Origin of the sequence: Neorhizobium galegae bv. orientalis str. HAMBI 540 (genome assembly GCF_000731315.1) — a bacterium.
GTDB classification, from domain to species: Bacteria; Pseudomonadota; Alphaproteobacteria; order Rhizobiales; family Rhizobiaceae; genus Neorhizobium; species Neorhizobium galegae.
In genome coordinates this window covers 472,363-497,033 of the sequence record NZ_HG938354.1, presented here as the reverse complement: position 1 = coordinate 497,033, position 24,671 = coordinate 472,363, and the positions used below count along the sequence as shown (strand labels likewise).

Below are 24,671 nucleotides of genomic sequence, written 5' to 3'. Positions count from 1 at the left end.
CCTTGAATTCGTTTTCCGTCAGGAGATGGCGAAGGCGACCGCGGCGATTACGGCAATCAGGACCAGAAGCAACAACAGGCCGCGATTTTGCGTCTTCAGCTTGCGCACATGTTCCTTGGGGTCGGTGGCGAGGCCTGAGCGATAGTCGGCAGCCATATCCTTATCGAGGTTATGCTGAGCATATTGCTGCTGGATTTCGTTTCTCTCGCGCTCATAGACCTCTCGCCGCGGCCCCATGGCTGCCTCCTCACACGCGTTCGATAACCGTCGCAGTGCCCATGCCGGCGCCGATGCAGAGCGTGACCAGCGCGGTGTTGAGATCGCGGCGTTCCAACTCGTCCAAGACCGTGCCGAGGATCATCGCGCCGGTGGCGCCGAGCGGGTGGCCCATGGCGATGGCGCCGCCGTTGACGTTGATCCTGTCGTGGCTGATCTCGAAGGCCTGCATATAGCGCAGTACGACGGCGGCGAAGGCTTCATTGAGCTCGAAGAGGTCGATATCGGCAATCTTCATGCCGGAGCGGGCAAGCAACTTTTCGGTGACGTCGACCGGGCCGGTCAGCATCAGCGCCGGATCGGAGCCGATATTGGCGAAGTGGCGGATGCGGGCGCGGGGTTTCAGGTTCATGGCCTCACCGCCGGCCTTCGAGCCGATCAGCACGGCCGCGGCGCCGTCGACGATGCCCGACGAATTGCCGGCATGGTGGACGTAATTGATCCGCTCGATTTCCGGATGCGCCTGGATGCCGACCGCCTCAAACCCGCCCATCTCGCCCGGCATCTGGAACGACGGGTTGAGCGAGGCCAGCGACTGCATGTCGGTGGTCGGGCGCATGTGCTCGTCGCGGTCGAGGATCACGAGGCCGTTCTGGTCTTTGACCGGAATGACCGAGTTCTTGAAGTAGCCGGCGTCCCAGGCCTTGGCCGCACGCTTCTGGCTCTCGACGGCATAGGCGTCGACATCGTCACGGGAAAACCCGTACTTGGTGGCGATCAGGTCGGCCGAGACGCCCTGCGGCATGAAATAGGCGGGGAAATTGACCGACGGGTCCATGTACCAGGAGCCGCCGGACATGCCCATGCCGACCCGCGACATGCTCTCGACGCCGCCGGCGATGACGATGTCGTCCGACCCGGCCGCGACCTTGCCGGCCGCGAAATTGACCGCATCGAGGCCCGAGGCGCAGAAGCGGGAGATCTGCATGCCGGGCGCCCTGGTGGAATATCCGGCCTCGAAGGCCGCGGCCTTGGGGATGACGGCGCCGGCATCCATGACCGGATCGACGCAGCCCATGATGATGTCGTCGATATAAGACGTATCGAGGCCGTTGCGGTCGCGGATCGCTTCCAGCGTCTTGGCGGCGAGGCGCACGGACGGCACCTCGTGCAGCGCCCCATCCTTCTTGCCGCGGCCACGCGGCGTGCGGACGTGGTCGTAAATGAAGACTTCAGTCATGGTGTCATCTCCCTGGGTGGCAATTTATATTGCCTCAAATCTCGGACATGGGAGAGAAGACCCCTCCCCAGCCCTCCCCGCAAGGGGGAGGGAGTGCGTCGGCGCAAATCAAAACGCGTCGGCGGCGAGTTCCATCACGCTGTCGGCGCCGGCTTCGATGCGGACTTTGCGCATCGCGGTTTCCGGCATGATCTTTTCCATGAAGAACCTCGCCGTCACCAGCTTGTTCTTCAGGTAATCGGCGCGGGCGTCGCCGGCGGCAAGTCCGGTCTGGGCCGCCTTGGCGATCTTGGCCCACATGTAGCCGAGCGTCACGATCCCGAAGAGGTGCATATAGTCGGTGGAGCCGGCACCGGCATTGTCGGGCTTGGCCATGGCGTTCTGCATGAACCACATGGTGGAGGCCTGCAGGTCGTTCAAGCCCTTCTTGAGACCCTTGGTGAAGGGAGCCATCGCCTCGTCGGCGCGGTTTTCCTCGCAGAAATCGCCGATCTCCTTGAACATCGCCATGACGGCGCGGCCGCCGTTCAGCGCCAGCTTGCGGCCCACGAGGTCGAGCGCCTGGATGCCGTTGGCGCCTTCGTAGATCATGGTGATACGGGCATCTCGGACATACTGGCTCATGCCGTGTTCCTCGATATAGCCGTGGCCGCCAAACACCTGCTGGGCCATCACGGCATGCTCGAAACCCTTGTCGGTCATCACGCCCTTGAGGATCGGGGTCGCGAGGCCGAGGAGATCATCGGCGTTCTGGCGCTCGGCTGCATCCGGCGAGCGGTGAGCGATGTCGGATTTCAGCGCGGTCCACAGCAGGAAGGCGCGGCCGGCCTCGTTGAAGGCACGGATGGTCATCAGCGTACGGCGGATGTCCGGATGAACGATGATCGGATCGGCCTTTTTATCCGGCGCCTTGGCGCCCGACAGCGAACGGCCCTGGATGCGCTCGCGGGCATAGGCGACAGCGTTCTGGTAGGCCGTCTCGGCGATCGAGAGGCCCTGCAGGCCGACGCCGAGGCGGGCCTCGTTCATCATCACGAACATGGCCGCCAGGCCCTTGTTTTCAGCGCCAATCAGGTAACCGGTCGCCTCGTCATAGTTCATGACGCAGGTGGAGTTGCCGTGGATGCCCATCTTGTGTTCGATCGCACCGCAGGTAGCACCATTGCGCTTGCCCAGCGATCCGTCGGCATTGACCATGAACTTCGGCACGATGAAGAGCGAGATGCCCTTGGTGCCCTCCGGCGCGCCTTCAATGCGGGCGAGCACCAGGTGGACAATATTGTCGGTCATGCCGTGTTCGCCGGCCGAGATGAAGATCTTCTGGCCGGAAATCTTGTAGGAGCCATCACCTTGAGGCACCGCCTTCGAACGCAGAAGCCCGAGATCGGTGCCGCAATGGGGTTCGGTGAGGTTCATGGTGCCCGACCAGGTGCCGGCAACCATTTTCGGCAGGTAGGTCCTCTTCTGCTCGTCGGAACCATGCACGAGGATCGCGGCAATCGCGCCCTGGGTCAGGCCCGGATACATCATCAGCGACATGTTGGCCGACGACATGTATTCGCCGACGGCGGCATGCAGCGTGTAGGGCAGGCCCTGGCCGCCAAATTCTTCCGGCACGGCGAGACCGATCCAGCCGGCCTGGCAATATTGATCATAGGCCTGCTTGAAACCCTTCGGCACCGAGACCGTGCCATCGTCGTGACGGATGCAGCCTTCCTGATCGCCGGAGAGGTTCAGCGGAAAGAGCACGTCTTCGGCCACCTTGGCAGCCTCTCCGATGATCGCTTCCAGCATGTCTGGAGTGGCATCGGCAAAGCCCGGCAGGTTGCCGTAGCGTTCCAGGCCGAGCACATCGTTGAGAATGAAAAGCGTATCGTTTACCGGGGCCTTGTACACGGGCATGGTCGAGCTTCCTCCAAATCCTCGTCGGTGGATTCCGCCCCGGGCCTTTGGCTCACGGGAGAATCCCCATTCTTTCTACCACAAATAATTGACGTTCGCGTAAACGTCAATTACGCGCGTTTGGAACTTTGCCGATATTCACCGTCGCCATTCCTCCGTCCCGATCACGGTCTTAACGGGTCGAGCAGTTGCGAGGCTGGATGGGGAAAGCAGGAAGATAGGGCCGGCAGGCGCTACGTCATCACCGCAAGGGACACCGAGCGCGTCGAAAAGGTTAAAATTTTCGTTCGGGTTAACGACTTGTTTACTACGTTTAAGGAAATAGTGGGCTCTTAAGCGACGCGGTCCATTTACCTCAAGATGTCCCGCGTCCGCTGAAATGGCAAGTCTTGCGTAAGGTATCTCTAATATATGGCCGATTGGCGGGAATTCCGTATCCCCTGAAACGAGGTCGTTACGAGAGCCAGCAGGTACAACGTCGAAACGAGCGAGCACATGAACGGATCACGATCGAGCCCTTCCCGTCCCGGCGACCGCTCTTCCCTGGATGCGTTGAACCGCACCATCGAAGGGCTCGAGGCGCGTATCGAGGGGTTGATGTCAGGCACGTCGCGTGATGCCCGCACGCCGAGGACGACCGATCCGCGCCAGGAGCGCCGGCCGGCACCGGCTGCCGCCTATCGCGAACCACAACTCTCCAGCGATCCGCTTGCCGAGATCCGCGAGCGCCAGCGCATGCTCGACGCCAGCCGAGACCGTGGCGTCCGGCCCGAGCGCCAACGCGCGCCGGATCTGCGTCAGGAGAGCCTGCGCCGGGAAGAACCGCGCCGTACCGAGCTGCGTCCGCCGGAAGCCTACCGCCCGCCAGCGCGCCAAGCCCCCGTCCGCGCGGAAGCGCCTCGTTACGCCGAAACGCGCCCGGTCGCGTCCGCACCGCGCCGCGAAGAACCCCGTCGCCCGGCCACACCGCCGCGCATGCCGGCGCCGCAACCGCCAGCCGACAACGGCATGCGGGACATCGCTCAGGCGCTGGTCAGCCTGCGCCAGGAGCTGAAACAGGATATTTCCGAAAGCGTCGGCCGCGAGATGACCGCGCTGCGCTCGGAAATCCGCTCGATCAGATCCATCGCCGAAGACCAGAACTTCACCGAGGACCTGCGCGGCGATCTTGCCCGGCTTGCCGAGGGCATCAGCCAGCTGGGTCATCAGGCGACGCCGGAGGCCGTCGGCCTGCGCCACGAATTCGAGGAACTGCGGGCCGTCATGGGCGGCCTTGCCCGCGAAGATTCCGTGCGGCGGATGGAAACCCGCTGGCAGGGTCTCGAAGATCGCATGCACGGCCTCGACTCCACGGCATTGCGCGAGGAACTCGTCTCGCTCGCCTATCGGATCGACGACATCAAGGGCCAGCTCGGAGAGATGAGCGACAGCCCGGTCATCCGGGCGCTCGAACAGAAGCTGATCACTGTGGCAAGCGCCATGGAGCAGCTCGGCTCGCGCATGCAGCCGAACGATTCGGTCATTGCCGAACAGTTCGCGACATTGGACGAGCGGCTGGACGAGATCAGCCGCGCGATTGCCGCCGGCAGCCGCGCCTCGGCCTCAGCCTCGATCGACCAGTCCTTCCTGCAGCGTCTGGACGGCCGCATCAGCGCGCTTGCCGACCAGATCGAAGCCATAGGCCGGGTAACCCACACCCAGACCGACCCGGCCGAAATGCTTTCCGCCCGCATCGAGGCGCTGACCGGCCGGATCGAGGAGCTCACCGACGAACAGGCGGCCATGCGCCTGGAAGAGCGGCTCGAGCAGCTTTCGCTGATCCTCGAACAGGCCCAGAAGCCTTCCCAGGATCCCGAGCTTTCCGCCTATCTCGCCGATATTTCCCGCAAGATCGATGGGCTGGAACAGGGCAGTGTCAACGACGTGCTCGCCGAACGGCTCGACTATCTCGCCCGCCGGATCGAGGAGATCGGTTATCAGCCGCGCCCCCAGTCGGCGCTCGACGAGAATGCCTTCGGGCGGATCGAAGACCGGCTGACCGACATCGCCGCCCGGCTTGACGAGGCGACGGCTTCGCCGCGTGGCGACGACGGCGCGCTTCGCAGTCTCGAAGACCAGATCGCCCATCTTTCGGTGCTGATCAGCCAGCCGCAGCATGGCGCCGGCGCTCTTCCCGCCGAATTCGAAAACCGCATGACGGCGCTCGAAAGCTATATGGCGACCAATGACGAATACATCATCGAGGCTGCCCGCCAGGCCGCCGAAACGGTGGTGGAAGCCTATTCGCGCAACGGCATGGCAGGCGGACCGGGCGTCGCCGCCGACATGGCGGCACTTTCTGCGCTTGCGGACGACCTTCGCCATCTCGAAGACCTGACGCGCCATTCGGACGACCGCACCCACCAGACCTTCGAAGCCCTGCACGGCACCCTGGTACAGATCGCCGACCGGCTGGACGGCATGGAAGAACGTTTCGTCTCCTCCGCCCATGCGGAGCGGGATCGCTATCATGAAGAACCAGCGCGTTACGAAACCCGCCCTGCCCCGGTCATGCCGGCGGCCGCACAGCTTTCCGTTGCGGCTGCCGAAGAGCTGATGAGCTACGAGCTCGCGGAGGCTGAGGCGGCGAACGAGCAACCGGCCGCAGCCTTCGGCCACCGCGCGAAGGCCCCTGAAGAAGCGCCTTCCGACGAGACCGCACTTCGCGCCGACCATGCCGACACCAAAGTCGTCACCAAGGACACCCCCGCCAGGGACAGGGCGGCTAAGACCAGCCTGCTGACCGAGCTTTCCCGCCGCTTCCTGCCCGGCGGAAAGGCCGAGGCGCCGAAGGGCGGCCGCACCGTCATCGAGCCGACGCCGCCGCTCGATCCTTCCGACGTGCTGCCGGTAGATCGCCAGAACGACCTTCTGGAGCCGGGATCCGGCGCCCCTGACGTCAAGAAGATCCTCGAGCGGGTTCGCGCCAGCCAGGCCGCCGGGGAATTCGACACCGATCGGACGAGTGCCGCCGAACGCGCCGACTATATCGCCGCCGCCCGCCGCGCCGCCAAGGCCGCTGCCCAGGAAACCGATCCCTCGCAGATCGGCTCGTCGTCCAAGGAGATGCGCAAGGCCGCCAAGGCATCCGCCAACAAGGGCTTCGGCGCCATGCTTTCGCAGCATCGCCGGCCGATCCTGATGGCTGTCGGTGCCGTCCTTCTGGTGCTGATGGCGATGCCGCTCGCCAAGACGCTGACCAGCGGCACGAAGGCTCCCGCGGCACCGGCCGCGACGATCCAGGTGCCGGCCCGGCCGGTTGCGCCGGCCAACGTCACCGGCAGCAACGAGGTCCCGACAGTCGAAGACCAGGCCGCGACCGATGGCGCCGACGGCGACACGACCACCGCAGCCGCGCCGACGCAACCCGTCGAACAGGCCCCGGCGGTTGCCGCAAACCATCTGACCGATCCGCGGCCCGCGTCGGGCGCTCCTTCCGTCATGGAACAGTCGGGCAATGCGCCGGCTACTGCGAACACATTCGCTGCCGCCCCCAAGGTCACGGCTCCGGCTGCGATCGTGGTGCCCGTCGGCATTGAACCCAAGTCGCTTGCCGACGCCGCCGCTGGCGGCGACGCCAACGCGCTCTTTGAGATCGGCGCACGCTTTACCGACGGAAAGGGCGTCAAGAGCGATCTGTCGGAAGCCGCCAACTGGTACAAGCTTGCCGCCGACCGCGGCCTGGCACCGGCGCAATACCGGCTCGCCAATATCTTCGAAAAGGGCACGGGCGTCTCCCGCGACCTGACGAAGGCGATGACCTACTACAAGCAGGCCGCCGATGCCGGCAATGCCAGCGCCATGCACAATCTCGCCGTGCTCTATGCATCGGGCGCCGCCGGCCAGCCGGACTATGCCGCCGCCGTCACCTGGTTCCGCCAGGCCGCCGACTTCGGCGTCGCCGACAGCCAGTTCAACCTCGCCATCCTGCTTGCCCGCGGCAACGGTGTGAAGCAGGATCTCGAGGAATCCTACAAGTGGTTTGCGGTTGCGGCCAAGGGAGGCGACAAGGACGCCGCCCAGAAGCGCGACGAAGTGGGCAACGCCATGCGCAAGGAACAGCTCGAAAGCGCCCGCGCCAAGGTCGACCAGTGGAAGGTGAAGCCGCTCGACCCGAAGGCCAACTCCGTCAATCTTCCGGACGAATGGGCTTCCGGCAAGCCGCTCACCACGGGCTCGGTCGACATGGAAAAGGCGATCCGCAACATTCAGGCGATCCTGAACAAGAGCGGTTTTGACGCCGGCACCGCCGACGGCAAGATGGGCGCCAAGACCGTGACCGCGATCAAGGCCTTCCAGACCTCGGTCGGCCAGGAACCGAACGGCAAGATCACCGACGCGCTGGTCAAGGAACTACTTGCGAAGAACAAGTAAGTCTACTTACCCGACCGATATAGGGGAGTTGCGGGATATTAATCACGCCCGCACAAAAATGGTAAAATTGCCGCATTATCTGACACTTGCGAATTGACTTGCGGCCAAACCCGGGCGCATGACGGATGAAGTCCTTCATGCCCTGTTCACATGGCATGTGAGATCACGTTTCCTTCGCCGCACCGGGCGGACAACCACATCGCGAACGCCCGCGAGGGCGTCGCTTTTTGCCGTGTCGAGGTTCTGCCGTGACTGTCTACCTGCCGATCGCAGAGCTGTCGGTGAACATCTTCATTATTCTGGGCATGGGCGCGGCCGTCGGCTTTCTCTCCGGCATGTTCGGCGTCGGCGGCGGATTCCTGATCACGCCGTTGCTGATCTTCTACAACATCCCGCCCGTCGTGGCGGTGGCCACCGGCGCCAACCAGGTCGTCGCTTCGTCGATCTCGGGCGCGATCACCCATTTCCGGCGCGGCACGCTCGACATGAAGCTCGGTTCGGTGCTGCTGGTCGGCGGTCTGGCGGGGGCAACAGCGGGCGTCTGGGTCTTCTCCTGGCTCCGGCGCGTCGGCCAACTCGATCTGTTCATCTCGATCCTCTACGTCGTGCTGCTCAGCTCGATCGGCGCGCTGATGCTGCAGGAGAGCCTGCGCGCGCTCCGACGGGCGAAGAACAAGGAGCCGCTGCCGTTGAAACGGCCGGGCCAGCACAACTGGGTGCACCGGCTGCCGCTGAAGATGCGGTTCAAGAAATCGAAGATCTACCTTTCCGCCATTCCGATCGTCGGGCTCGGCTTCGGCATCGGCGTGCTCACCTCGATCATGGGTGTCGGCGGCGGCTTCATCATGGTGCCGGCGATGATCTATCTCTTACGCATCCCGACCAATGTCGTCGTCGGGACCTCATTGTTCCAGATCATCTTCGTCACCGCCTACACGACCATGGTGCAGGCGGCGACCAACTATTCGGTCGACATCGTGCTCGCCACGATCCTGATGGTGGCCGGCGTGATCGGCGCGCAATACGGGGTCCGCGTCGGGCAGAAGCTGCGCGGCGAACAGCTGCGCGCGCTGCTGGCGCTGCTCGTGCTTGCGGTCGGCATCCGCCTGGCGATCGGGCTGATCGTCACGCCGGACGACGTCTATTCGGTCGCGGTCGGGGGGATGTCCTACTGATGCGCCGGCTTCTCCGCACTCTCCTTCTGCTGCCGCTTCTCGCACTCGCCTCGCCGGCCGCGGCGCAGGTACCGTTCGGGCAGGCATCGGCGGTGAAGGAAGGGCTGGAGATCGGCGCCTCGACCAGCGAAATCGCCATCACGTCTGATTTCCGCGGCGCCGACCTCACCATCTTCGGGGCGCTCACCAATGCGGACGAGCTGTTCCTGGCGATCGGCCAGTACGACGTGGTGGTGACGCTCGAAGGGCCGAAGGACTATGCGACGGTGCGCAAGAAGGAGCGCGTCTTCGGGATCTGGATGAACACCGAGGGCATGACCTTCGAACAGGTGCCGGAAAGTTATTCGTTGGCCAGCACCCGGATGATCGACACCATCGACGAGGCGCCGAGCCTCAACAATATCGGCGTCGGCATCGACCACCTGGCGCTGAACCCGGTCGGCTACATTCCCGATTCCGGCATGATCGGCGAGTTCCGCGACGCCTATCGGCGCCTGAAGCTGACAAACGGGCTTTATCAGCGCGACACGAGCGGCGTGCGCTTCGTCTCGTCGAGCCTGTTCCGCGCTTCGCTGAAACTGCCGGCCAACATCCCCGACGGGATGCACATGGTGCGCGCCTACCTGTTCAAGAGCGGCGAGCTGATCAATCAGCGGGAAATGCCGCTGCGGGTCGTCAAGACCGGCATCGAACAGGCGATCACCGACGCGGCCCACGACCGGCCGCTCGCCTACGGTTTCCTCTGCGTGCTGATCGCCGTCATCACCGGCTGGGGCGCCAGCATCGTCTTCCGCAAGGACTGATCATTCCGCGGCGTCGGCCGCCGCGTTGCGGGCGACGACTTCGAGATAGGCGGCGCGCAGGCCGTCGAAGACGGAAGGCTTGGCCGGATCGCGCGGGACATGCAGGTGCAGGACGCGCAGTTCGGCCATGAAATCCTCCCAGAGCGGCCGCCCGCCCTCCTCCAGCAATTGCGCCCGGATCGAGAGCTCTTCGGACACCGGCATGAAACGGCGGCCCCAGGCGCCCATTTCCGCAAAGATCGGCACCAGCCGGATCGACATCTCCGTGAGGCTGTAGATCCCTTTCTGCTTGTGGCTCGGATCGTCCTCGCGGGAAAGCAGGCCCCGCTCCACCAGCCGCTTCAGCCGGTCGGCGAGGATGTTGGAAGCGATGCCTTCCTCGGAATTCTGCAGCAGTTCGCGAAAGTGGCGGCGATTGCCGAACATGATGTCGCGGATGACGATCAGGCTCCAGCGGTCTCCGAGAACCTCCAGCGTCAGATTGATCGGGCAACCCGACCGATATGTTTCGTTCATTTTTTTCTCCAATACTGCTTGCATTCTACAATCAGTTTGGTTAGCTTTCAACTGCTTGCTTTTTGCAACTGGTTTAAACACGACGGAGGATGACATGAGAAAGCTGGTAGTCTGGAACCTGATGAGCCTCGACGGTTATTTCGAGGGAGAAAAGCCCTGGGACCTCGCCTTCCACAACTATGCCTGGGGGCCGGAGCTGGAAAAGCTCTCCGAACAGTTCGGCGAGGAAGGTGACCTCCTGGTGTTCGGCCGCAAGACCTACGAGGGCATGGCTGCCTATTGGCCGACCGCCGAGGAAGGCGGCAAGGTCAAGAACTACATGAACAATATCGCCAAGATCGCCGTGTCGAAGACGATCAAGGACGCTCCCTGGAACAATACCCGGGTCGTCAGCGATCCCGTCGGCGAGCTCACCAAGCTGAAGGCCGCGGACGGCAAGACGATCTTCATCTTTGGCAGCGCCGAACTGGTGGCTTCGCTGATGAAAGATGGCCTCGTCGACGAATACCGGCTCTGCATCGCGCCGGTGGTTCTCGGCTCCGGCAATCCGCTCTTCAAGAAAACCGGGCACCAGACCGAGCTCAAACTGCTGAGCTCCAGCGCAGCAACCAACGGCGCGGTGATCCTGACCTACGCGGTCAGCAAGGCGGCCTGACGCCGCAGACGAAGGGCATCGAGGGATTGATTATTGGCCTGAAGGGATATTTGCGTTAGAGACGCGCCAACTCGTTCCTGTAAGATGTTCATGTTCAGCCGGCTCTTCTCCCTCCTGCCCTCCGCCCGGGTTCTGCTCAATCCGGGCCAGTTGCGGGTACTCGTCCGGCGCAGCGAATTCGGGCTCATCGCCGTCGCGGCCTTGGTCGGCGCACTTTCCGGGCTGGCGATCGCCGGCATGAGTTTCGTCTCCCAGGAAATGCACCGGGCGATCTTCGAACTCGGCGGCGGCGAGAGGCTGAGCTCGGCAACCGATATCAACCGGCTGGCCATCCTGCTTGCACCGATCTGTGGCGGCGCCCTTCTTGGCTTGTTGTTCCTGATCTTGCGGCGCTGGCGCAAGAAGCCGATGGTCGATCCGATCGAGGCGAACGCGCTGCACGGCGGCCGCCTGTCCCTGACCGACAGCATCCTCGTCGCGATCCAGAACCTTGTCTCGAACGGTTTTGGCGCGTCTGTCGGGTTGGAGGCGGGATATACGCAGCTTTCCTCGGGGATTGCTTCGAAGATCGGGCTGCTGCTGCAATTGCGCCGGTCGGATCTGCGCATCCTCGTCGGCTGCGGTGCGTCCGGCGCGATCGCGGCGGCCTTCAACGCGCCGTTGACGGGTGCCTTTTATGCCTTCGAGTTGATCATCGGCACCTATACGATCATGAGCCTGACGCCGGTCGTCGTCTCGGCGCTGGTCGCGACGATCGTGACCCGGCTGTTCTACGGCGAGGAATTCCTGATCGACGTCGGCGATTTCGGCGCTGTCGTGCCGGCGGATTACCTGCCGGCGATCCTGCTCGGCGCCTTCTGCGCCGGCGGCGGCATCCTGCTGATGAAAGGTGTCACCTTCGTCGAGGAGACGGCGCGCAAGAGCTCGCTTTCACCCGCCTTCCGGCCGGCGATCGGCGGTATCCTGATCGGGCTCCTGGGACTTGTCGACCAGCAGGTAATGGCGGCCGGCCATGGCGCGCTGCATCTCAATCTCAGCCAGAACCCGACGATCCCGGCGCTGCTTGCAATCCTGGCGCTGAAATCGCTGGCATCGGCGGTGTCGATCGGTTCCGGCTTTCGCGGCGGCCTGTTCTTCGCGTCCCTGTTCATGGGAGCGCTGCTCGGCAAGATCTTCGCCTATTCGGCGCCTTATATCTTCGCTCACGCGACGTTGACGCCGGTCATCTATGCGGTCGTCGGCATGAGCGCGATGGCGGTGGCGGTGATCGGTGGGCCGCTGACCATGACCTTCCTGGCGCTCGAGATCACCGGCGACTTTCCGATCACCGTACTGGCGCTTGCGGCCGTGATCACCTCGTCGCTGACCGTCCGCAACACGTTCGGTTATTCGTTCGCCACCTGGCGCTTCCATCTTCGCGGCGAGAGCATCCGCAGCGCCCATGATGTCGGCTGGATCCGAAACCTGACGGTCGAACGGATGATGCGCTCCGACATCCGCACCGCGCCGATTTCCATGAGCATCGAGCAGTTCCGCAACGATTTCCCGCTCGGTTCGACCCAGCGCGTCATCCTCGTCGACGATGCGGAGAAATATGCCGGCATGGTGCTTCTACCGGACATCTACGCGGCGCCCACCGAGGATGCGGCGGAAAAACCGACACTTGCCTCCTTCGTCAAATACAAGAACGACGTGCTGCTGCGATCGATGAACGCCAGGCAGGCGGCGGCGATCTTCGACCGGCTGGAGGCCGAAGCGTTGGCGGTCGTCAACAACCAGGTCGAACGCAAGGTCGTGGGACAGCTCAGCGAAAGCCACACGCTGCGGCGCTACGCGGAAGAACTCGACCGGCGACGGCGCGAGGTTTCCGGCGAGATCTGAACCGCCTTCTCCCTTCGGCTAATTGCGCCTTACCGAGCGCGATATATGGTCACCGTTCCAGGGAGAAGGACAATGGCCAATACGGAATGCGAAGCGCCCGCGGTTCGGCAAAGTGACGGCGACGCCCGATCGTCGCGTCCCGCCGGGGAGCCTGTCAGAATGGTCTGCCGGGATGGAGTCGTTCTCCACGGACACCTCTGGCCGGCCCGGTCCCCCGCCATCGGCAGCGTCATCGTCAATCCGGCGACCGGGGTGCTCGCCCGTTATTACCACTATTACGCCGACTTCCTGGCCGGCGAAGGTTTCGACGTTTTGGCCTACGACTATCGCGGCATCGGCCTTTCGCGTCCCGAAAGCTTGAAGGGATGCGGTTATCGCTGGCGGGAATGGGGCGAGCAGGATTTCGACGCGGCGCTGAGGTTCATGGATACCATCCGGTCGGGCCAACCGCTTTATGTCGTCGGCCACAGTATCGGCGGCTACCTGCCGGGGCTTTCGCCGCAGGCCGCCCGCATCGACCGGATGCTGACCATGGGGGCGCAATATGCCTACTGGCCCGACTATGCCAGCGGCCATCGCCTGCAGCTGTTTCTCAAATGGCATGTGGTGATGCCGGCACTGACGGCGATGTTCGGCTATTTCCCCGGAAAGCGCCTCGGATGGCTGGAGGACCTGCCGGCGGGCGTGGCGAACGAATGGAGTTTTCGCGGAGCGCGGATGGAGCGCACTCATCCGGCAGCGGAACGGGCCGACGTGCTTCGCCGGTTCGACGCGGTGACGGCGCCGATCCTGGCCGTCACCATGGCGGACGACGATATCGGAACCGTGGCTGCGATCCGGCGCACGCTCGGTTATTATCGCAATGCCGAGGTGACGCAGGTTCTGCTTGCGCCGGAGGACTATGGCCTGCCGGCGATCGGGCATTTCAGCCTGTTCCACTCCCGGCACAGGGAAGGCTTTTGGAGCGACACCCTTCGCTGGCTGCGGGACGGGGTCAATCCCTGGCCCGCGCATGTGCTGCCGTTGTGAACGCCCTACCTTGCCGCTTGCGCTGGATCAATGAGCGGTGCCGTGCGACTGATGATGATGTCACCAAGTTAAAGGAGGCTCAGATGTTCAAACACGTTCTCATTCCGACCGACGGCTCTCCGCTTTCGACCAGCGCGCTGGAAAAGGCGCTCGACTTCGCCCACGAAATTGGTGCGGAAGCCACCGTTCTGGTGGTGATGGAACCGCTGCAGGTCTTCACGCTCAATCCGACCGGCATGGAAGTCGCCTATGCGGAATATGACCGCCAGAACAACGAGGCGGCAGACGGCATTCTCGCCGACGCCAAGGAAGCGGCGAAACAGCGGCTCGTCGCCTGCGGAACGGTGAAGCTTGGCAGCGTCGACCCCGCGAGCGCCGTCATCGAGACCGCCGGCACCTATAATTGCGACGTCATCGCCATGGCCTCGCACGGCCGCTCCGGCTTCAAGGCTTTCATGCTCGGCAGCGTGACGATGAAGGTGCTGGCGCATTCCAAGACGCCGGTGCTGGTCTATCGGTAAGATCTGGTCTACGCCGGCGCTGGCTGCGGATGTTCGTTCAAAACCGGCCGGTCATGCGGTGCTTTACACCTTCGATATTGCGGCGCACAATGCTCCCTTGGCCCGGGGGACAGCGAATGATGACCGTATTTGAAGGCCTAAAAGGGGAACTCGCCGCCGGCACGACAGTCTTGGCGCTGGTCGACTACAATGTCACCGAATTTCGCGACGGCGACAGTTGCCGTTATGTCGGACACGTTCGCACCAAACCGTCCATTCTACGAACTGCACTGAACGCTCCGACCCTCCGGCTCGGCGGTCACCGCATAACCCTCAATGCGGTCGAGCATGAGGATTGGGTATCGTTTCATCTGGACAGGTTTCCCTAAGCGGAACGCTGGTTGTTGGATCTGGTGAGATCGTAGTCGTTGTCAGTCCAGCCTGTTCGGCGTCGTCAGGGCTGTCGATGATGGATGGCATCCGCGTCCTCGCATGTGGTAGGGCGCTTGGACAGGTTTAAACCAGACGGTCAACCGATCAGATTGGCGTAGCGCACCGAATAGATGCGGTCGCGGCCGAGAAGATGCGCGACCAGGGCCTCGCGGTCGAACAGGCCGTGCATGGCACGATGGCGCAGATCGAGGCCGCCGGCGAGCACGCCGAAGGCCGGCATGAGGAGGCGGATGCCGTCGCTTGCGAAACACGGGCGGCGGACGGATTTTTCGCGGCGTCGGACGGTGGCCGACGGATGCAGGTGGCCGGCAATCTCGCCCTTGCTCCCGCCTGGGCCGGAAATCAGGCTCGGCTCGTGGCGGAAGACGAGGCCGCCATGAAAGAGTTCGTCGGTGCAGGTGCCGGGCAGGCCGACCGTGCCGTCCGGGTCATGGTTGCCGTTGATCCAGACCCAGTCGCGGCCGCGCGCCATGGTCGTGATCAGCGAGCGCAGGTCGGGGGCAAGATGTTCCGAGCCCTTGCGGTCGTGGAAATTGTCGCCGAGCGAGACGACGATCTTCGGATCATAGCGGGCGATGACGGCGGACAGGATGTTGAGCGTGGCGACCGTATCGTAGGGCGGCAGCATCATGCCGCGGCGGGCAAAGGCAGCACCCTTTTCCAGATGCAGGTCGGAGACGACGAGCATGCCGGTTTCGGGCAGGTAAAGACCTCCGAGCGGATCGCAGACGGCGAGAACGCCATTCACGACGATCTCTTCCGCACCGGTTGCGGCAGGTCCCCCTGTGATCGTTCGCGCCAAAGCGAGGCGGTGCATCAATTCAATGTCTTCCAGTCCAGCGTACCGCATCAGCCAAGCGCCTCCGCGATCAGTTCGTCGGCGGCTTCCTGCAGCACCGCGTCGTGCGCCTCGCCCGGTACTGGCTCCTTGCCGATCTCCAGCATGATCGGGATGGCGAGCGGCGAAACGCGGTCGAGATCGCGGTGGGTGATGTGCCCCCTGATTCGCGCCAGCATATCGCCTAATCGGGCAAGATCCAAAAGACCGGATGCCGCATCCCGCCGCGTCGCCTCCAGAAGCACGTGATCCGGCTCGTGGCTGCGCAGCACGTCGTAGATCAGATCGGTCGAGACGGTGACCTGCCTTCCGGTCTTTTCCTTGCCCGGATGGCGGCGCTCGATCAGGCCGGAAATCACCGCGCAATTGCGGAAGGTGCGCTTCAGCATGTAGCTTTCGTCAAGCCAGGCTTCCAAGTCGTCGCCGAGCATGTCCTCGTCGAAAAGGTCGGAGAGACTCAAGGCACCGGCGCGGATCATCGCGCCGATGTCGTTGAGGCCCCAGATGGCCAGCGAATAATCGGTGGCGACGAAACCGAGCGGGTAGGCGCCGGTGCGCTCCAGCCGGCGGGTGAGCAGCATACCGAGCGTCTGGTGGGCGAGCCGTCCCTCGAAACAATAGGCGATCATGAAGAACCGCTTTCCGCGTGGAAAGGTCTCGATCAGCAGCTCGTCCCTCGCCGGCAGCATGGAGCGTTCGCGCTGGATGTTCAGCCAGTCGCGCACCTGGTCCGGCAGGACGCCCCAGCGATCGGGATCGGCGAGCATGCCGCGGACCTGGTCGGCGAGATAGGTGGAGAGCGGAAACTTTCCGCCGGCATAGGCGGGGATTTTCGGATCGAGCGAAAAGGCGTTGGAGACCAGGCATTCGTTCTCGCGGATGCCCTCGAAACGCAGGACCTTGCCGGCAAACAGGAAAGTATCGCCCTGGACCAGCTGTTCGAGGAAATATTCCTCGACCTTGCCGAGCGACATGCCCCCACGCCCGACGGTACCCTTTGGTAGCCCTTGGGCATTGCGCTTCACCAGCCGGACATTGAGCTCGGTCGCCTCGACGATCGTGCCGAGGTTCAGGCGGTATTGCTGGGCGACGGCCGGGTTTGAGACCCGCCAGCGGCCTTCCCTGGTCTTGCGGATCTTGGCGTAACGCTCATAGGAGCGCAGTGCGTAACCGCCGGTCGCGACGAAATCGACGATGCGCTCGAACATCTCCCAGGAGAGGGTGGCATAGGGTGAGGCGCTGGTAATCTCGTCGTAGAGTTCGACCGGATCGAAAGGTTCGGCGCAGGCCATGCCGAGCACGTGCTGAGCGAGCACATCGAGCGCGCCCTCTCCGACCGGCGGCGTATCCTGGGCGCCTAGATAATTGGCATCGAGCGCTGCCTGGCATTCCATCACCTCGAAGCGGTTGGCGGGCACCAGGATCGCCTTCGACGGCTCGTCCATGCGGTGATTCGAGCGGCCGATGCGCTGGGCAAGGCGGGATGCACCCTTCGGCGCGCCGACATGGACGACGAGATCGACATCGCCCCAGTCCATGCCGAGGTCGAGCGTCGAGGTGGCGACGACGGCGCGCAATTTATTAGCCGCCATGGCGGCTTCCACCTTGCGGCGCTGGCCGGCATCAAGCGAGCCGTGATGCAGCGCGATCGGCAGGTTATCCTCGTTGATCGTCCACAGCGTCTGGAACAGCAGTTCTGCCTGGAAGCGGGTATTGACGAAGATCAGCGTCGTCTTGTGGCGCTTGATCTCCTCGTAAACCTCGGGGATCGCGTAGGTGGAAACGTGGCCGGACCAGGGGATACGGTCCTCGGTGCGCATGATGGTGATATCGGGGGCGGCACCGCCTACGACATGCACGAGGCCGGCGGGCGGGGCGGGGTTTTCGCCCTGCGAGACCAGCCAGCGCTGCAGGTCCAAGGGATCGGAGACGGTGGCCGAGAGGCCGATGGTGCGCATGTAGGGCGCATGCCGGCGGATACGGGCAAGCCCGAGCGACAGGAGATGGCCGCGTTTGGAGGTGACCAGCGAATGCAGTTCGTCGAGGACCACGTATTTCAGGTCCTTGAAGAACCGCTCGGCCTCCTTGTTGGCCAGCAGCAGCGCCACCTGTTCCGGAGTGGTCAGCAGGATATCCGGCGGATTGAGCTTCTGGCGCTGGCGTTTGGCCTGGGGCGTATCGCCGGTTCGGTTCTCGATCGAGATGTCCAGACCCATTTCGAAGACGGGCTTCATCAGGTTGCGCTCGATATCGACCGCGAGTGCCTTCAAGGGCGAGATGTAGAGCGTATGGATGCCGGTGAAGGCCGAGCCCGGCGGGATCTTGCCACGGCGCGTCAGATCGGTCAGCGACGGCAGGAAACCGGCAAGCGTCTTGCCGGCGCCGGTCGGCGCGATCAGCAGCATGTTTTCGCCCGATGTGGCGCGCGACAGCAATTCCAGCTGATGGGCGCGCGGCTGCCAGCCCTTCTCCGCAAACCATTTCTGGAATGGCCGGGGCAGAAGCGCGGCGTCACGGCCGGAGGAATGGGTTTCGACGATATCCACGCCGCTAAGTTAAGAGAAAGCGCGCAAAAAAGAAGGGGCTTGACGATGACGCGATAATCGTGGATAAATTTTATCCACGATATGGAGATGAGCGATGAAACTCGGCGACGGCGTCGAACAGGCGATCCACAGCATCAGCATGATGTCCAGCCTTACCGAGGGCGGTGTCCTGTCGGCGGCGTCGCTGGCGGAATTCCACGGGGTTTCGACCAGCTACCTGCTGAAACATCTGCAGGCGCTGTCCAGCGCCAGGCTGGTGGAAACAGTGTCGGGGCCGAAGGGCGGATACCGGCTCGCGAAGAAGCCGGCGGAGATCACGCTTCTCGATATCGTGCTTGCCGTCGAAGGACCGGCGCCGGCCTTCCGCTGCGCCGAAATCCGCCAGCGCGGGCCGAACCCGCTGCCGGGCCGCTACTTCACCAAACCCTGCGGCATCAATGCCGCGATGCTGAAGGCCGAAAAGGCCTATCGCGCCGAACTCGCCAAGGTGACGATCGCCGACATCCTGGCGGACCTCGGCGCAACCGACGACGGCGGCATCGCCGCCCGCGGCTGCGCCTTTTTGGAAATCAATGAACGCAGAACCGCCCGTTAACCGGGCCATAGGCACGCCGAAAGCGGCCAAAACCCCAAGGAGAAGACCCCATGCATCCCCGTCTCAATATGCTCAAGGCCGCCCCGGAAGCCATCAAGGCCGTCACGGCACTCGAAAACTACGTGCAGGCTTCCGGTCTGGAGCGCCGCTTCATCCACCTCATCAAGCTGCGCGCTTCGCAGATCAACGGCTGCGCCTATTGCGTCGACATGCATGTGAAGGAATCACGGCATGACGGCCTTTCGGAACAGTGGATCAACATGATGTGTGTCTGGTGGGAATCGCCGGTCTATGACGACAAGGAACGCGCGCTGCTCGGCTGGGTCGATGCAGTCACCCGCATCGCCGATACCGGCATTCCGGATGCCGCCTTCGACGCGCTGAAGGTGCATTTCACGGAGGAAGAGATCGTCAAGATCACCGTCGCTCTCGGTGCCATCAACACCTGGAACCGGCTGGCCGTCGGCTTCCGCAACCAGCATCCGATCGACAAGCCGGCCACCAAAGCCGCCTGATCAGGGCCGCCTGACCCACCCTCCCGCCTCGATCACCGCGCGACGATATACCGGTCGGAGCGGTGATTGATGGCGAGCACAAGATTGAGCACGACGGCGCCCAGCACCGACCACGCGACGGTGATGGGCGAAACCACGGCGAAAGCGCAGAGCATGACGCAGAGATCAAAGGCGAGCTGGATGAGGCCCGCCTGGATGCCGAAGCGCTCCTGGATATAGATCGCTAGAATGCCGACGCCGCCGAGCGAGGCGCGGTGGCGATAAAGCCCGAGCAGGCCGTAACCGAGCACCAGGCCGCCGAGCAGAGCTGCCCAGAACGGGTGCAGGTACTGGATCAGGAAAAAATGGCTCTCCACCTCGGTGATGACCGAGACCAGCGCGATGGCGATGAAGGTCTTCAGAGAGAAGGCGAGGCCGAGGCGCTTGAACGATAGGTAGTAGAAGGGCAGGTTGACGATGAAGAACAGCAGGCCGAACGAGATCCCGAACGCATAATGCAGCAGGAAGGCGACGCCTGCGGTGCCGCCGGTCAAAAGGCCGACCTCGTTCAGGAAATAAAAGCCGAGTGCCGACACCATGGCGCCGATGAACAGACCTTGCCCGTCTTCCAGCAGTGTGTGTTGTGCCGGATCGGCGCTGTAAAATCCGAGACCGCGCCTCTGCTGCTCAGCCAATGTGAACCCCTCAGGTTTTCGGTGATATTGCACCGCAATAAAACCGCCGGCAAGGGTCTTCAAGAGATCATCGGCGGGCACTGAAAAAAGCAAGAAACGGCCGGTTCAGCCGGGCTTTCGCGACAGAAACAGAATGCCATGGACAGGTTTTCCGGCATCCATGCGAATGACGGTGTTTTCCACCTTGAGCAAATCAAGGCCGAAGCGGGAAAGCAGCATGCGGATATAAGCTTGCGAATGGGTGTAACGCAGGGAATCCCGCAGCACGAAACCCTCCCCCTCGCCCGCATCCTCGACCGAGAACGCGAAGAGACCAGCCGGCAATAACAGTTCAAGCACCAGCGGGAAGACGGTTTCGAGCGAGCCCAGATACATCAGCACGTCGGCCGCCGAGACGAGATCGGCGCGGTGAGGCGGAAAGTCGCCGAAAAGGCCGGAATCGTCTGATACGAGGCTGAGGTCGGACTGGCAGAGATGGTCGTAAAGACCCTTGACCTGCGCCTTGGCGAGCATGTTGGCGGACAGGTCGAAGCCTTCGAGGCGTTCGGTCCTGCCGCGGATCTCGGCACCGAACAGGCCGGTGCCGCAACCGAGATCGACCGTATTGCGGAACGGTCCATGCGGCATGATCAGCCCCGCCAGCTTGCCAGGCACGCAATAGCCCAGCTTTTCGACGAGCGCCGTATCGAACCGGTCGGCATAGTCGTCGAACAGGCCTTCGACATAACGGCTCGGCGGCCGGTCGGGCGTCTGCTCCGCGCCGATCAGCGCGAGTTTCAGGCGGGCGCCAAAAACATCGTCTGGCCGCAGGACCAAGGTCTGGCGGTAGGCGTCCGCGGCCGTGCCGAGACCGGCCTTGTCGCGATATTCGCCGAGCCGGAACCAGCCGGCGGCCCAGCCGGGCGTCAGTTCGAGCGCCTGTTCGATCAGTTCCGCCGCAGCCGCGAAATCTCCGCCCTCCCCCAGCATGCGGGCGTAGTCGGCGCGGCGATCGGCGGTGGCATCGCCCGAGGAGAATTGGCTGGAAAACGGGCTGGGCGACATGGATGATCCTCTAAGGTGGAGGTTCTTTGCCGAAGCCACAAAAAAACTCAAGTTCTATCTGAGGGGAAACGCTTGCGGTGGCAACGGCTGCCGATTATCTCTCATTTGCAATTTGGAGAAGGACAAGGATGGCGGACGGGGTCAACAAGTTCCTGGGCGATACGCTAGGTCGCACGATCGTCAAGCTGATCGTGGTGTGCCTGGTGGTGGGTTTTCTGCTGGCATTCTTCGGCTTCACGCCGGACAATATCGTCGACACGATCCGCTACTGGTTCCTGGACCTTTGGTATAACGGCTTCCGGGCGCTCGGACGGGTCGGCAATTATCTCGTGCTTGGCGCGATCATCGTCATTCCGATCTTCGTCATCCTGCGCCTGATGAGCTACCGCCGCTGACATGATTTCACTGATCAAACCTTCCCGGCGGGACCTTCTCGTCTTTTCCGGCATGGCACTGGCGCTCGCCGGCTGTTCCACCACATCGGTCCTGACGCCGACGGCCGGCGCCGAAGACGAGACGCAAGCCGCGCTTCCGATGGTCAACAAGCTGCGGCAGGGCCGTGGCTTATCCACGCTGACGCTCGACATGCCCGCGCGCAAGGCCGCGGCCCGCCAGGCGGTGCGCATGGCCAAAGCCAACGAAATGAAACACCTGATCGGTTTCGGCGACGATTTTGGCGCCCGGATGAAGAGCAATGAGGTGGCGCTGCCGGCAGCCGAAAATATCGCCAGCGGTCAGGATACGGTCGTGGCCGCCGTGCAGGCCTGGATCGACTCGCCGAAACATCTCGAAAACATGCTCGGCTCCTACCGAGGGCTCGGGGTTGCCATGGCACGCACCTCCGTTGGCGCCCGGCCCTATTGGGCCATGGTCCTTTCCGGCTGACCGATGGAGAGCGGGGGGCGTAAGCACGAGACTGGGGCGACCAAACCCTTCGATGTGACCCACCGGCTGGTGCTCGGCATTGCCATTCCGATGACGCTCGGGTTCCTGACGACGCCGCTGCTCGGCCTCACCGATACCGCGGTTGTCGGGCAGCTCGGCCAGGCGGAAGCGCTGGCGGGCCTGGCGATCGGCGCCATCCTCTTCGATCTCATCTATGGCAGCCTCAGCTTTTTCCGCACCTCGACCACCGGACTGGTGGCGCAGGCCTTCGGCCGAGGAGACATCCGAGAACAGCAGGCGGTATTCTGGCGGGCGTTTTTGAGCGCGCTCGGCCTTGGCGTGATCATGCTGGCGCTCTCGCCGCTGATCCTTCGATATGCGCCGGACCTGATGACCAGCGATCCGACCGTCGCCGAGGTGACACGGCGTTATTTCGCGATCCGGGTACTGACCAGCCCCGCGACCTTCGCCAATTTCGCCATTCTCGGCTTCGTCCTCGGGCGGGGCCAGGGCGTGCTCGGGCTCACGCTGCAGATCATCCTCAACGGCACCAATATCGTGCTTGCCATCCTGTTCGGTCTGGTATTGGGATGGGGTGTGGCGGGCGTCGCCTGGGCGACCGCGGCGGCGGAAGTGACCGCCGTGGTGATCGGCCTCGTCATCGTCAGCCGGCAATTTTCCGCCGCCTACCGGCCGACGCGCGCGGACATTTTCGATGCCGCCAAGCTGCGCCAGCTTTTCCAGCTCAATGCCGACATCCTGATCCGCTCGCTGATATTGAACGGCGCGTTTGCGGTGCTGACCCGCGTCGGGTCGAGCTTCGGGGCGGTGACGCTGGCGGCCAACGCGGTGCTGATGAACATCTTCATGCTCTCGGCCTTCTTCCTCGACGGGCTCGCGGGCGCCGCCGAACAGCTCGCCGGCCGCGCGGTGGGCGCGAAGTACCGACCGTCCTTCGATCGGGCGCTGAAGCTGACCGGCCTCTGGTCCTTCGTGATGGCAGGCGTCGTCGGGCTGTTCTTCGTGGTCTTCGGTCAGCCGATCATCGAGCTTCTGACCACCTCGCAAGACGTGCGGCAGGAGGCTTATGTCTATCTCGGCTGGGCGGCGGTGACGGGCTTGTCCGGCGCGCTCGCCTTCCAGATGGACGGCGTGTTCATCGGCGCCACCTGGTCGCGCGAGATGCGCAACATGATGCTCGCGTCATTTGCAGGCTATTGCGTCAGCCTCGCCGTGCTCGTGCCGATGATCGGCAACCATGGGCTCTGGCTGTCGCTCAACCTGTTCCTGCTGATGCGCGGCTTTTTCCTGGCGGCCATGGTGCCGCGCAAGGCGCGTCAGAGTTTCGTTTCCGCCCATTGATCGAGGCGGCTATCGCGCAGATCGCGGATCGAGGACACCTTTTCCCGGTCGAGAAGGGCCGAAAGCCCCTTGACGATCGTCGCCGGCAGGCCGGGGCCTTCGTAGACCATGCAGGAATAGAACTGCACGAGGTCGGCACCGGCGCGGATCTTTTCGAGCGCATCCGCCGCACTCGAAACGCCGCCAACGCCGATGACGGCGAGATCCGGCCCGACGCGCTTGCGCATTTTGGCCAGAACGGCCGTCGAGCGCCTGAAGAGCGGCGCGCCGGAAAGACCACCTGCTTCCTTCGCCTGGGCCTGGTCCTTCAATCCGTCTCGGGCAAGCGTCGTGTTGGAGACGATCAGCCCGTCGAGCGGATGCGCAGTCGCCTCGGCCGCGATGTCGTCCAAGCCCTCCTCGGTCAGATCGGGTGCGATCTTCAGGAAGACCGGAACGGTGCGGCCATGGCGCAGCGCCTCTTCGGCGCGGGCGGTCAACACGGCCTCAAGCAACGCCTTCAGGCTGTCTCGCGCCTGAAGATCCCGCAGGCCCGGTGTATTGGGCGAGGAGATGTTGACGGTGAAATAGGTGGCGAGCGCATAGAATTTGCGAATGCCGGCGACGTAGTCGGCGATCCGGTCGGCGGCATCCTTGTTGGCGCCGATATTGACGCCGACGATGCCCGGCGCGTTGCGCCGCGCGGTCAGCCGCGTGAACGCCGCCTCATGGCCCTCATTGTTGAAGCCGAGTCGGTTGATGACGCCGCGATCTTCCACCAGGCGGAAGATGCGCGGCTTGTCGTTACCGGCCTGAGCCTTCGGCGTCACGGTGCCGATCTCGGTAAAACCGAAACCGAGCTTCAGCATCGCGTCCGGCACCTCGGCGTTCTTGTCATAACCGGCCGCAAGCCCGACCGGATTTGCAAAACGGATACCGGCGACGGTCTGGGCAAGCCGCGGATCGGCAGCCAAGCGGCAGGCGGGCACGAGACCGGTCTTCAGCGCGGCGATCGACAGGCCGTGAGCGGTTTCCGGATCGAAAACAAAGAGGCTGCGCGCGGCAAGTCCGGCGAAGGGGCCGATCATGGCATCCTCTCCGGAAAGGCATGCAGGCCGTCGACGCCGATCAACAGCGGCATCTCCCAGAGGACCGAGGACACCGGAAGCGTGCCGTAAAGATGCGGGAAAAGATCGCTGCCGCGCGAGGCTTCGTATTGCAGCTCCTCGCCGAGCAGGGTCGCATCGACCGCAACCAGCATCAGGCCCGAGACGCCGGCGAAATGTAGCCTGGCGGTCTCCTTTGCCTGTGTCCCGGTCGAAAAATGGATAAAGCCGTCCTTCAGGTCGATTTCGGCGCCTTCGAAGACGCCTTTCTGCTTTGCCTGACGCCAAAGCGTTTCCGGCACGATCTTGTACACTATATCCGTCATCATCAACTCTCGGAGACC

General features: G+C 63.5%; 23 protein-coding genes. 13 read left to right on the top strand and 10 right to left on the bottom strand.

Annotated features, from left to right (window positions below; genetic code table 11):
- Positions 1-18: 18 nt before the first annotated feature.
- From RG540_RS24925 to RG540_RS24915, 3 genes are all read right to left on the bottom strand, one after another.
- Positions 19-237 carry a hypothetical protein gene (locus tag RG540_RS24925; protein ID WP_051909742.1) on the bottom strand — a complete coding sequence of 73 codons (219 nt, stop codon included), beginning with the start codon at positions 235-237 and terminating at the stop codon, positions 19-21.
- A gap of 10 nt (positions 238-247) precedes the next feature.
- Positions 248-1,456: an acetyl-CoA C-acetyltransferase gene (locus tag RG540_RS24920; RefSeq protein ID WP_041364539.1), complete on the bottom strand. Its 1,209-nt coding sequence runs from the start codon at positions 1,454-1,456 to the stop codon at positions 248-250.
- Positions 1,457-1,564: 108 nt separating this feature from the next.
- Positions 1,565-3,358, bottom strand: a complete 1,794-nt coding sequence (locus RG540_RS24915) for an acyl-CoA dehydrogenase C-terminal domain-containing protein (RefSeq protein WP_041364537.1) — start codon at positions 3,356-3,358, stop codon at positions 1,565-1,567.
- Positions 3,359-3,853: 495 nt separating this feature from the next.
- On the opposite strand from RG540_RS24915, the gene RG540_RS24910 reads away from it, so the two are divergent.
- The 3 genes from RG540_RS24910 to RG540_RS24900 all read left to right on the top strand — a co-directional run bounded on the left by RG540_RS24910 (position 3,854) and on the right by RG540_RS24900 (position 9,749).
- Positions 3,854-7,771: an SEL1-like repeat protein gene (locus tag RG540_RS24910; protein ID WP_041364536.1), complete on the top strand. Its 3,918-nt coding sequence runs from the start codon at positions 3,854-3,856 to the stop codon at positions 7,769-7,771.
- A gap of 248 nt (positions 7,772-8,019) precedes the next feature.
- Positions 8,020-8,946, top strand: coding sequence for a sulfite exporter TauE/SafE family protein (locus RG540_RS24905; RefSeq protein ID WP_041364534.1), 927 nt, complete (start codon positions 8,020-8,022; stop codon positions 8,944-8,946).
- The gene (locus RG540_RS24900) at positions 8,946-9,749 is read left to right on the top strand and encodes a TIGR02186 family protein (protein WP_041364533.1); all 804 of its coding nucleotides are present in this window, start codon (positions 8,946-8,948) and stop codon (positions 9,747-9,749) included. The genes RG540_RS24905 and RG540_RS24900 overlap by 1 nt, the downstream gene beginning before the upstream one ends.
- Here the strand turns inward: RG540_RS24900 and RG540_RS24895 are convergent, their stop codons facing one another.
- Positions 9,750-10,265 (bottom strand): winged helix-turn-helix transcriptional regulator, encoded by a 516-nt coding sequence (locus RG540_RS24895; RefSeq protein ID WP_041364531.1) that lies wholly within the window; start codon positions 10,263-10,265, stop codon positions 9,750-9,752.
- A gap of 94 nt (positions 10,266-10,359) precedes the next feature.
- Between RG540_RS24895 and RG540_RS24890 the strand changes: the two genes are divergently transcribed.
- The 5 genes from RG540_RS24890 to RG540_RS24870 all read left to right on the top strand — a co-directional run bounded on the left by RG540_RS24890 (position 10,360) and on the right by RG540_RS24870 (position 14,719).
- Positions 10,360-10,920 carry a dihydrofolate reductase family protein gene (locus tag RG540_RS24890; RefSeq protein ID WP_041364529.1) on the top strand — a complete coding sequence of 187 codons (561 nt, stop codon included), beginning with the start codon at positions 10,360-10,362 and terminating at the stop codon, positions 10,918-10,920.
- Between the two features lie 90 nt (positions 10,921-11,010).
- Positions 11,011-12,801: a chloride channel protein gene (locus RG540_RS24885; protein ID WP_051909940.1), complete on the top strand. Its 1,791-nt coding sequence runs from the start codon at positions 11,011-11,013 to the stop codon at positions 12,799-12,801.
- Between the two features lie 159 nt (positions 12,802-12,960).
- The gene (locus tag RG540_RS24880) at positions 12,961-13,830 is read left to right on the top strand and encodes an alpha/beta hydrolase family protein (protein WP_244446780.1); all 870 of its coding nucleotides are present in this window, start codon (positions 12,961-12,963) and stop codon (positions 13,828-13,830) included.
- Positions 13,831-13,913: 83 nt separating this feature from the next.
- Entirely contained in the window at positions 13,914-14,351 is a 438-nt protein-coding gene (locus tag RG540_RS24875; protein ID WP_041364526.1) for a universal stress protein, read from the top strand.
- 116 nt (positions 14,352-14,467) lie between these two features.
- Positions 14,468-14,719 carry a hypothetical protein gene (locus RG540_RS24870; RefSeq protein WP_041364525.1) on the top strand — a complete coding sequence of 84 codons (252 nt, stop codon included), beginning with the start codon at positions 14,468-14,470 and terminating at the stop codon, positions 14,717-14,719.
- A 140-nt stretch (positions 14,720-14,859) separates the two neighbouring features.
- On the opposite strand, the gene pdeM is transcribed toward RG540_RS24870, so the two are convergent.
- Positions 14,860-15,600, bottom strand: coding sequence for a ligase-associated DNA damage response endonuclease PdeM (pdeM, locus tag RG540_RS24865; protein WP_041364524.1), 741 nt, complete (start codon positions 15,598-15,600; stop codon positions 14,860-14,862).
- Between the two features lie 32 nt (positions 15,601-15,632).
- Entirely contained in the window at positions 15,633-18,167 is a 2,535-nt protein-coding gene (locus RG540_RS24860) for a ligase-associated DNA damage response DEXH box helicase (RefSeq protein WP_051909740.1), read from the bottom strand.
- Positions 18,168-18,261: 94 nt separating this feature from the next.
- Between RG540_RS24860 and RG540_RS24855 the strand changes: the two genes are divergently transcribed.
- Together RG540_RS24855 and RG540_RS24850 are read left to right on the top strand one after the other, a co-directional pair.
- Positions 18,262-18,762: an Rrf2 family transcriptional regulator gene (locus tag RG540_RS24855; RefSeq protein WP_041364522.1), complete on the top strand. Its 501-nt coding sequence runs from the start codon at positions 18,262-18,264 to the stop codon at positions 18,760-18,762.
- A gap of 50 nt (positions 18,763-18,812) precedes the next feature.
- Positions 18,813-19,277 (top strand): carboxymuconolactone decarboxylase family protein, encoded by a 465-nt coding sequence (locus RG540_RS24850; protein WP_041364521.1) that lies wholly within the window; start codon positions 18,813-18,815, stop codon positions 19,275-19,277.
- Between the two features lie 32 nt (positions 19,278-19,309).
- On the opposite strand, the gene RG540_RS24845 is transcribed toward RG540_RS24850, so the two are convergent.
- Both RG540_RS24845 and RG540_RS24840 read right to left on the bottom strand, forming a co-directional pair.
- Positions 19,310-19,951 carry a YitT family protein gene (locus RG540_RS24845; RefSeq protein ID WP_007767958.1) on the bottom strand — a complete coding sequence of 214 codons (642 nt, stop codon included), beginning with the start codon at positions 19,949-19,951 and terminating at the stop codon, positions 19,310-19,312.
- Positions 19,952-20,056: 105 nt separating this feature from the next.
- Positions 20,057-20,995 (bottom strand): class I SAM-dependent DNA methyltransferase, encoded by a 939-nt coding sequence (locus tag RG540_RS24840; protein WP_041364519.1) that lies wholly within the window; start codon positions 20,993-20,995, stop codon positions 20,057-20,059.
- A 128-nt stretch (positions 20,996-21,123) separates the two neighbouring features.
- On the opposite strand from RG540_RS24840, the gene RG540_RS24835 reads away from it, so the two are divergent.
- From RG540_RS24835 to RG540_RS24825, 3 genes are read left to right on the top strand one after another with little or no spacing between them, the layout of a single operon-like run.
- Positions 21,124-21,390 carry a DUF6460 domain-containing protein gene (locus RG540_RS24835; RefSeq protein ID WP_041364518.1) on the top strand — a complete coding sequence of 89 codons (267 nt, stop codon included), beginning with the start codon at positions 21,124-21,126 and terminating at the stop codon, positions 21,388-21,390.
- Positions 21,391-21,394: 4 nt separating this feature from the next.
- On the top strand, positions 21,395-21,880 hold the full coding sequence (locus tag RG540_RS24830; protein ID WP_041366299.1) for a CAP domain-containing protein: 486 nt from the start codon (positions 21,395-21,397) through the stop codon (positions 21,878-21,880).
- Positions 21,881-21,883: 3 nt separating this feature from the next.
- Positions 21,884-23,242: an MATE family efflux transporter gene (locus RG540_RS24825; protein ID WP_041364516.1), complete on the top strand. Its 1,359-nt coding sequence runs from the start codon at positions 21,884-21,886 to the stop codon at positions 23,240-23,242.
- Here the strand turns inward: RG540_RS24825 and RG540_RS24820 are convergent.
- Both RG540_RS24820 and RG540_RS24815 read right to left on the bottom strand, forming a co-directional pair.
- Positions 23,218-24,309, bottom strand: coding sequence for a quinone-dependent dihydroorotate dehydrogenase (locus RG540_RS24820; protein WP_041364514.1), 1,092 nt, complete (start codon positions 24,307-24,309; stop codon positions 23,218-23,220). The two genes, RG540_RS24825 and RG540_RS24820, sit on opposite strands and share 25 nt — an antisense overlap.
- Positions 24,306-24,656: a DUF952 domain-containing protein gene (locus RG540_RS24815; protein ID WP_174479305.1), complete on the bottom strand. Its 351-nt coding sequence runs from the start codon at positions 24,654-24,656 to the stop codon at positions 24,306-24,308. Before RG540_RS24815 ends, RG540_RS24820 begins: the two co-directional genes overlap by 4 nt.
- Positions 24,657-24,671: the final 15 nt, after the last annotated feature.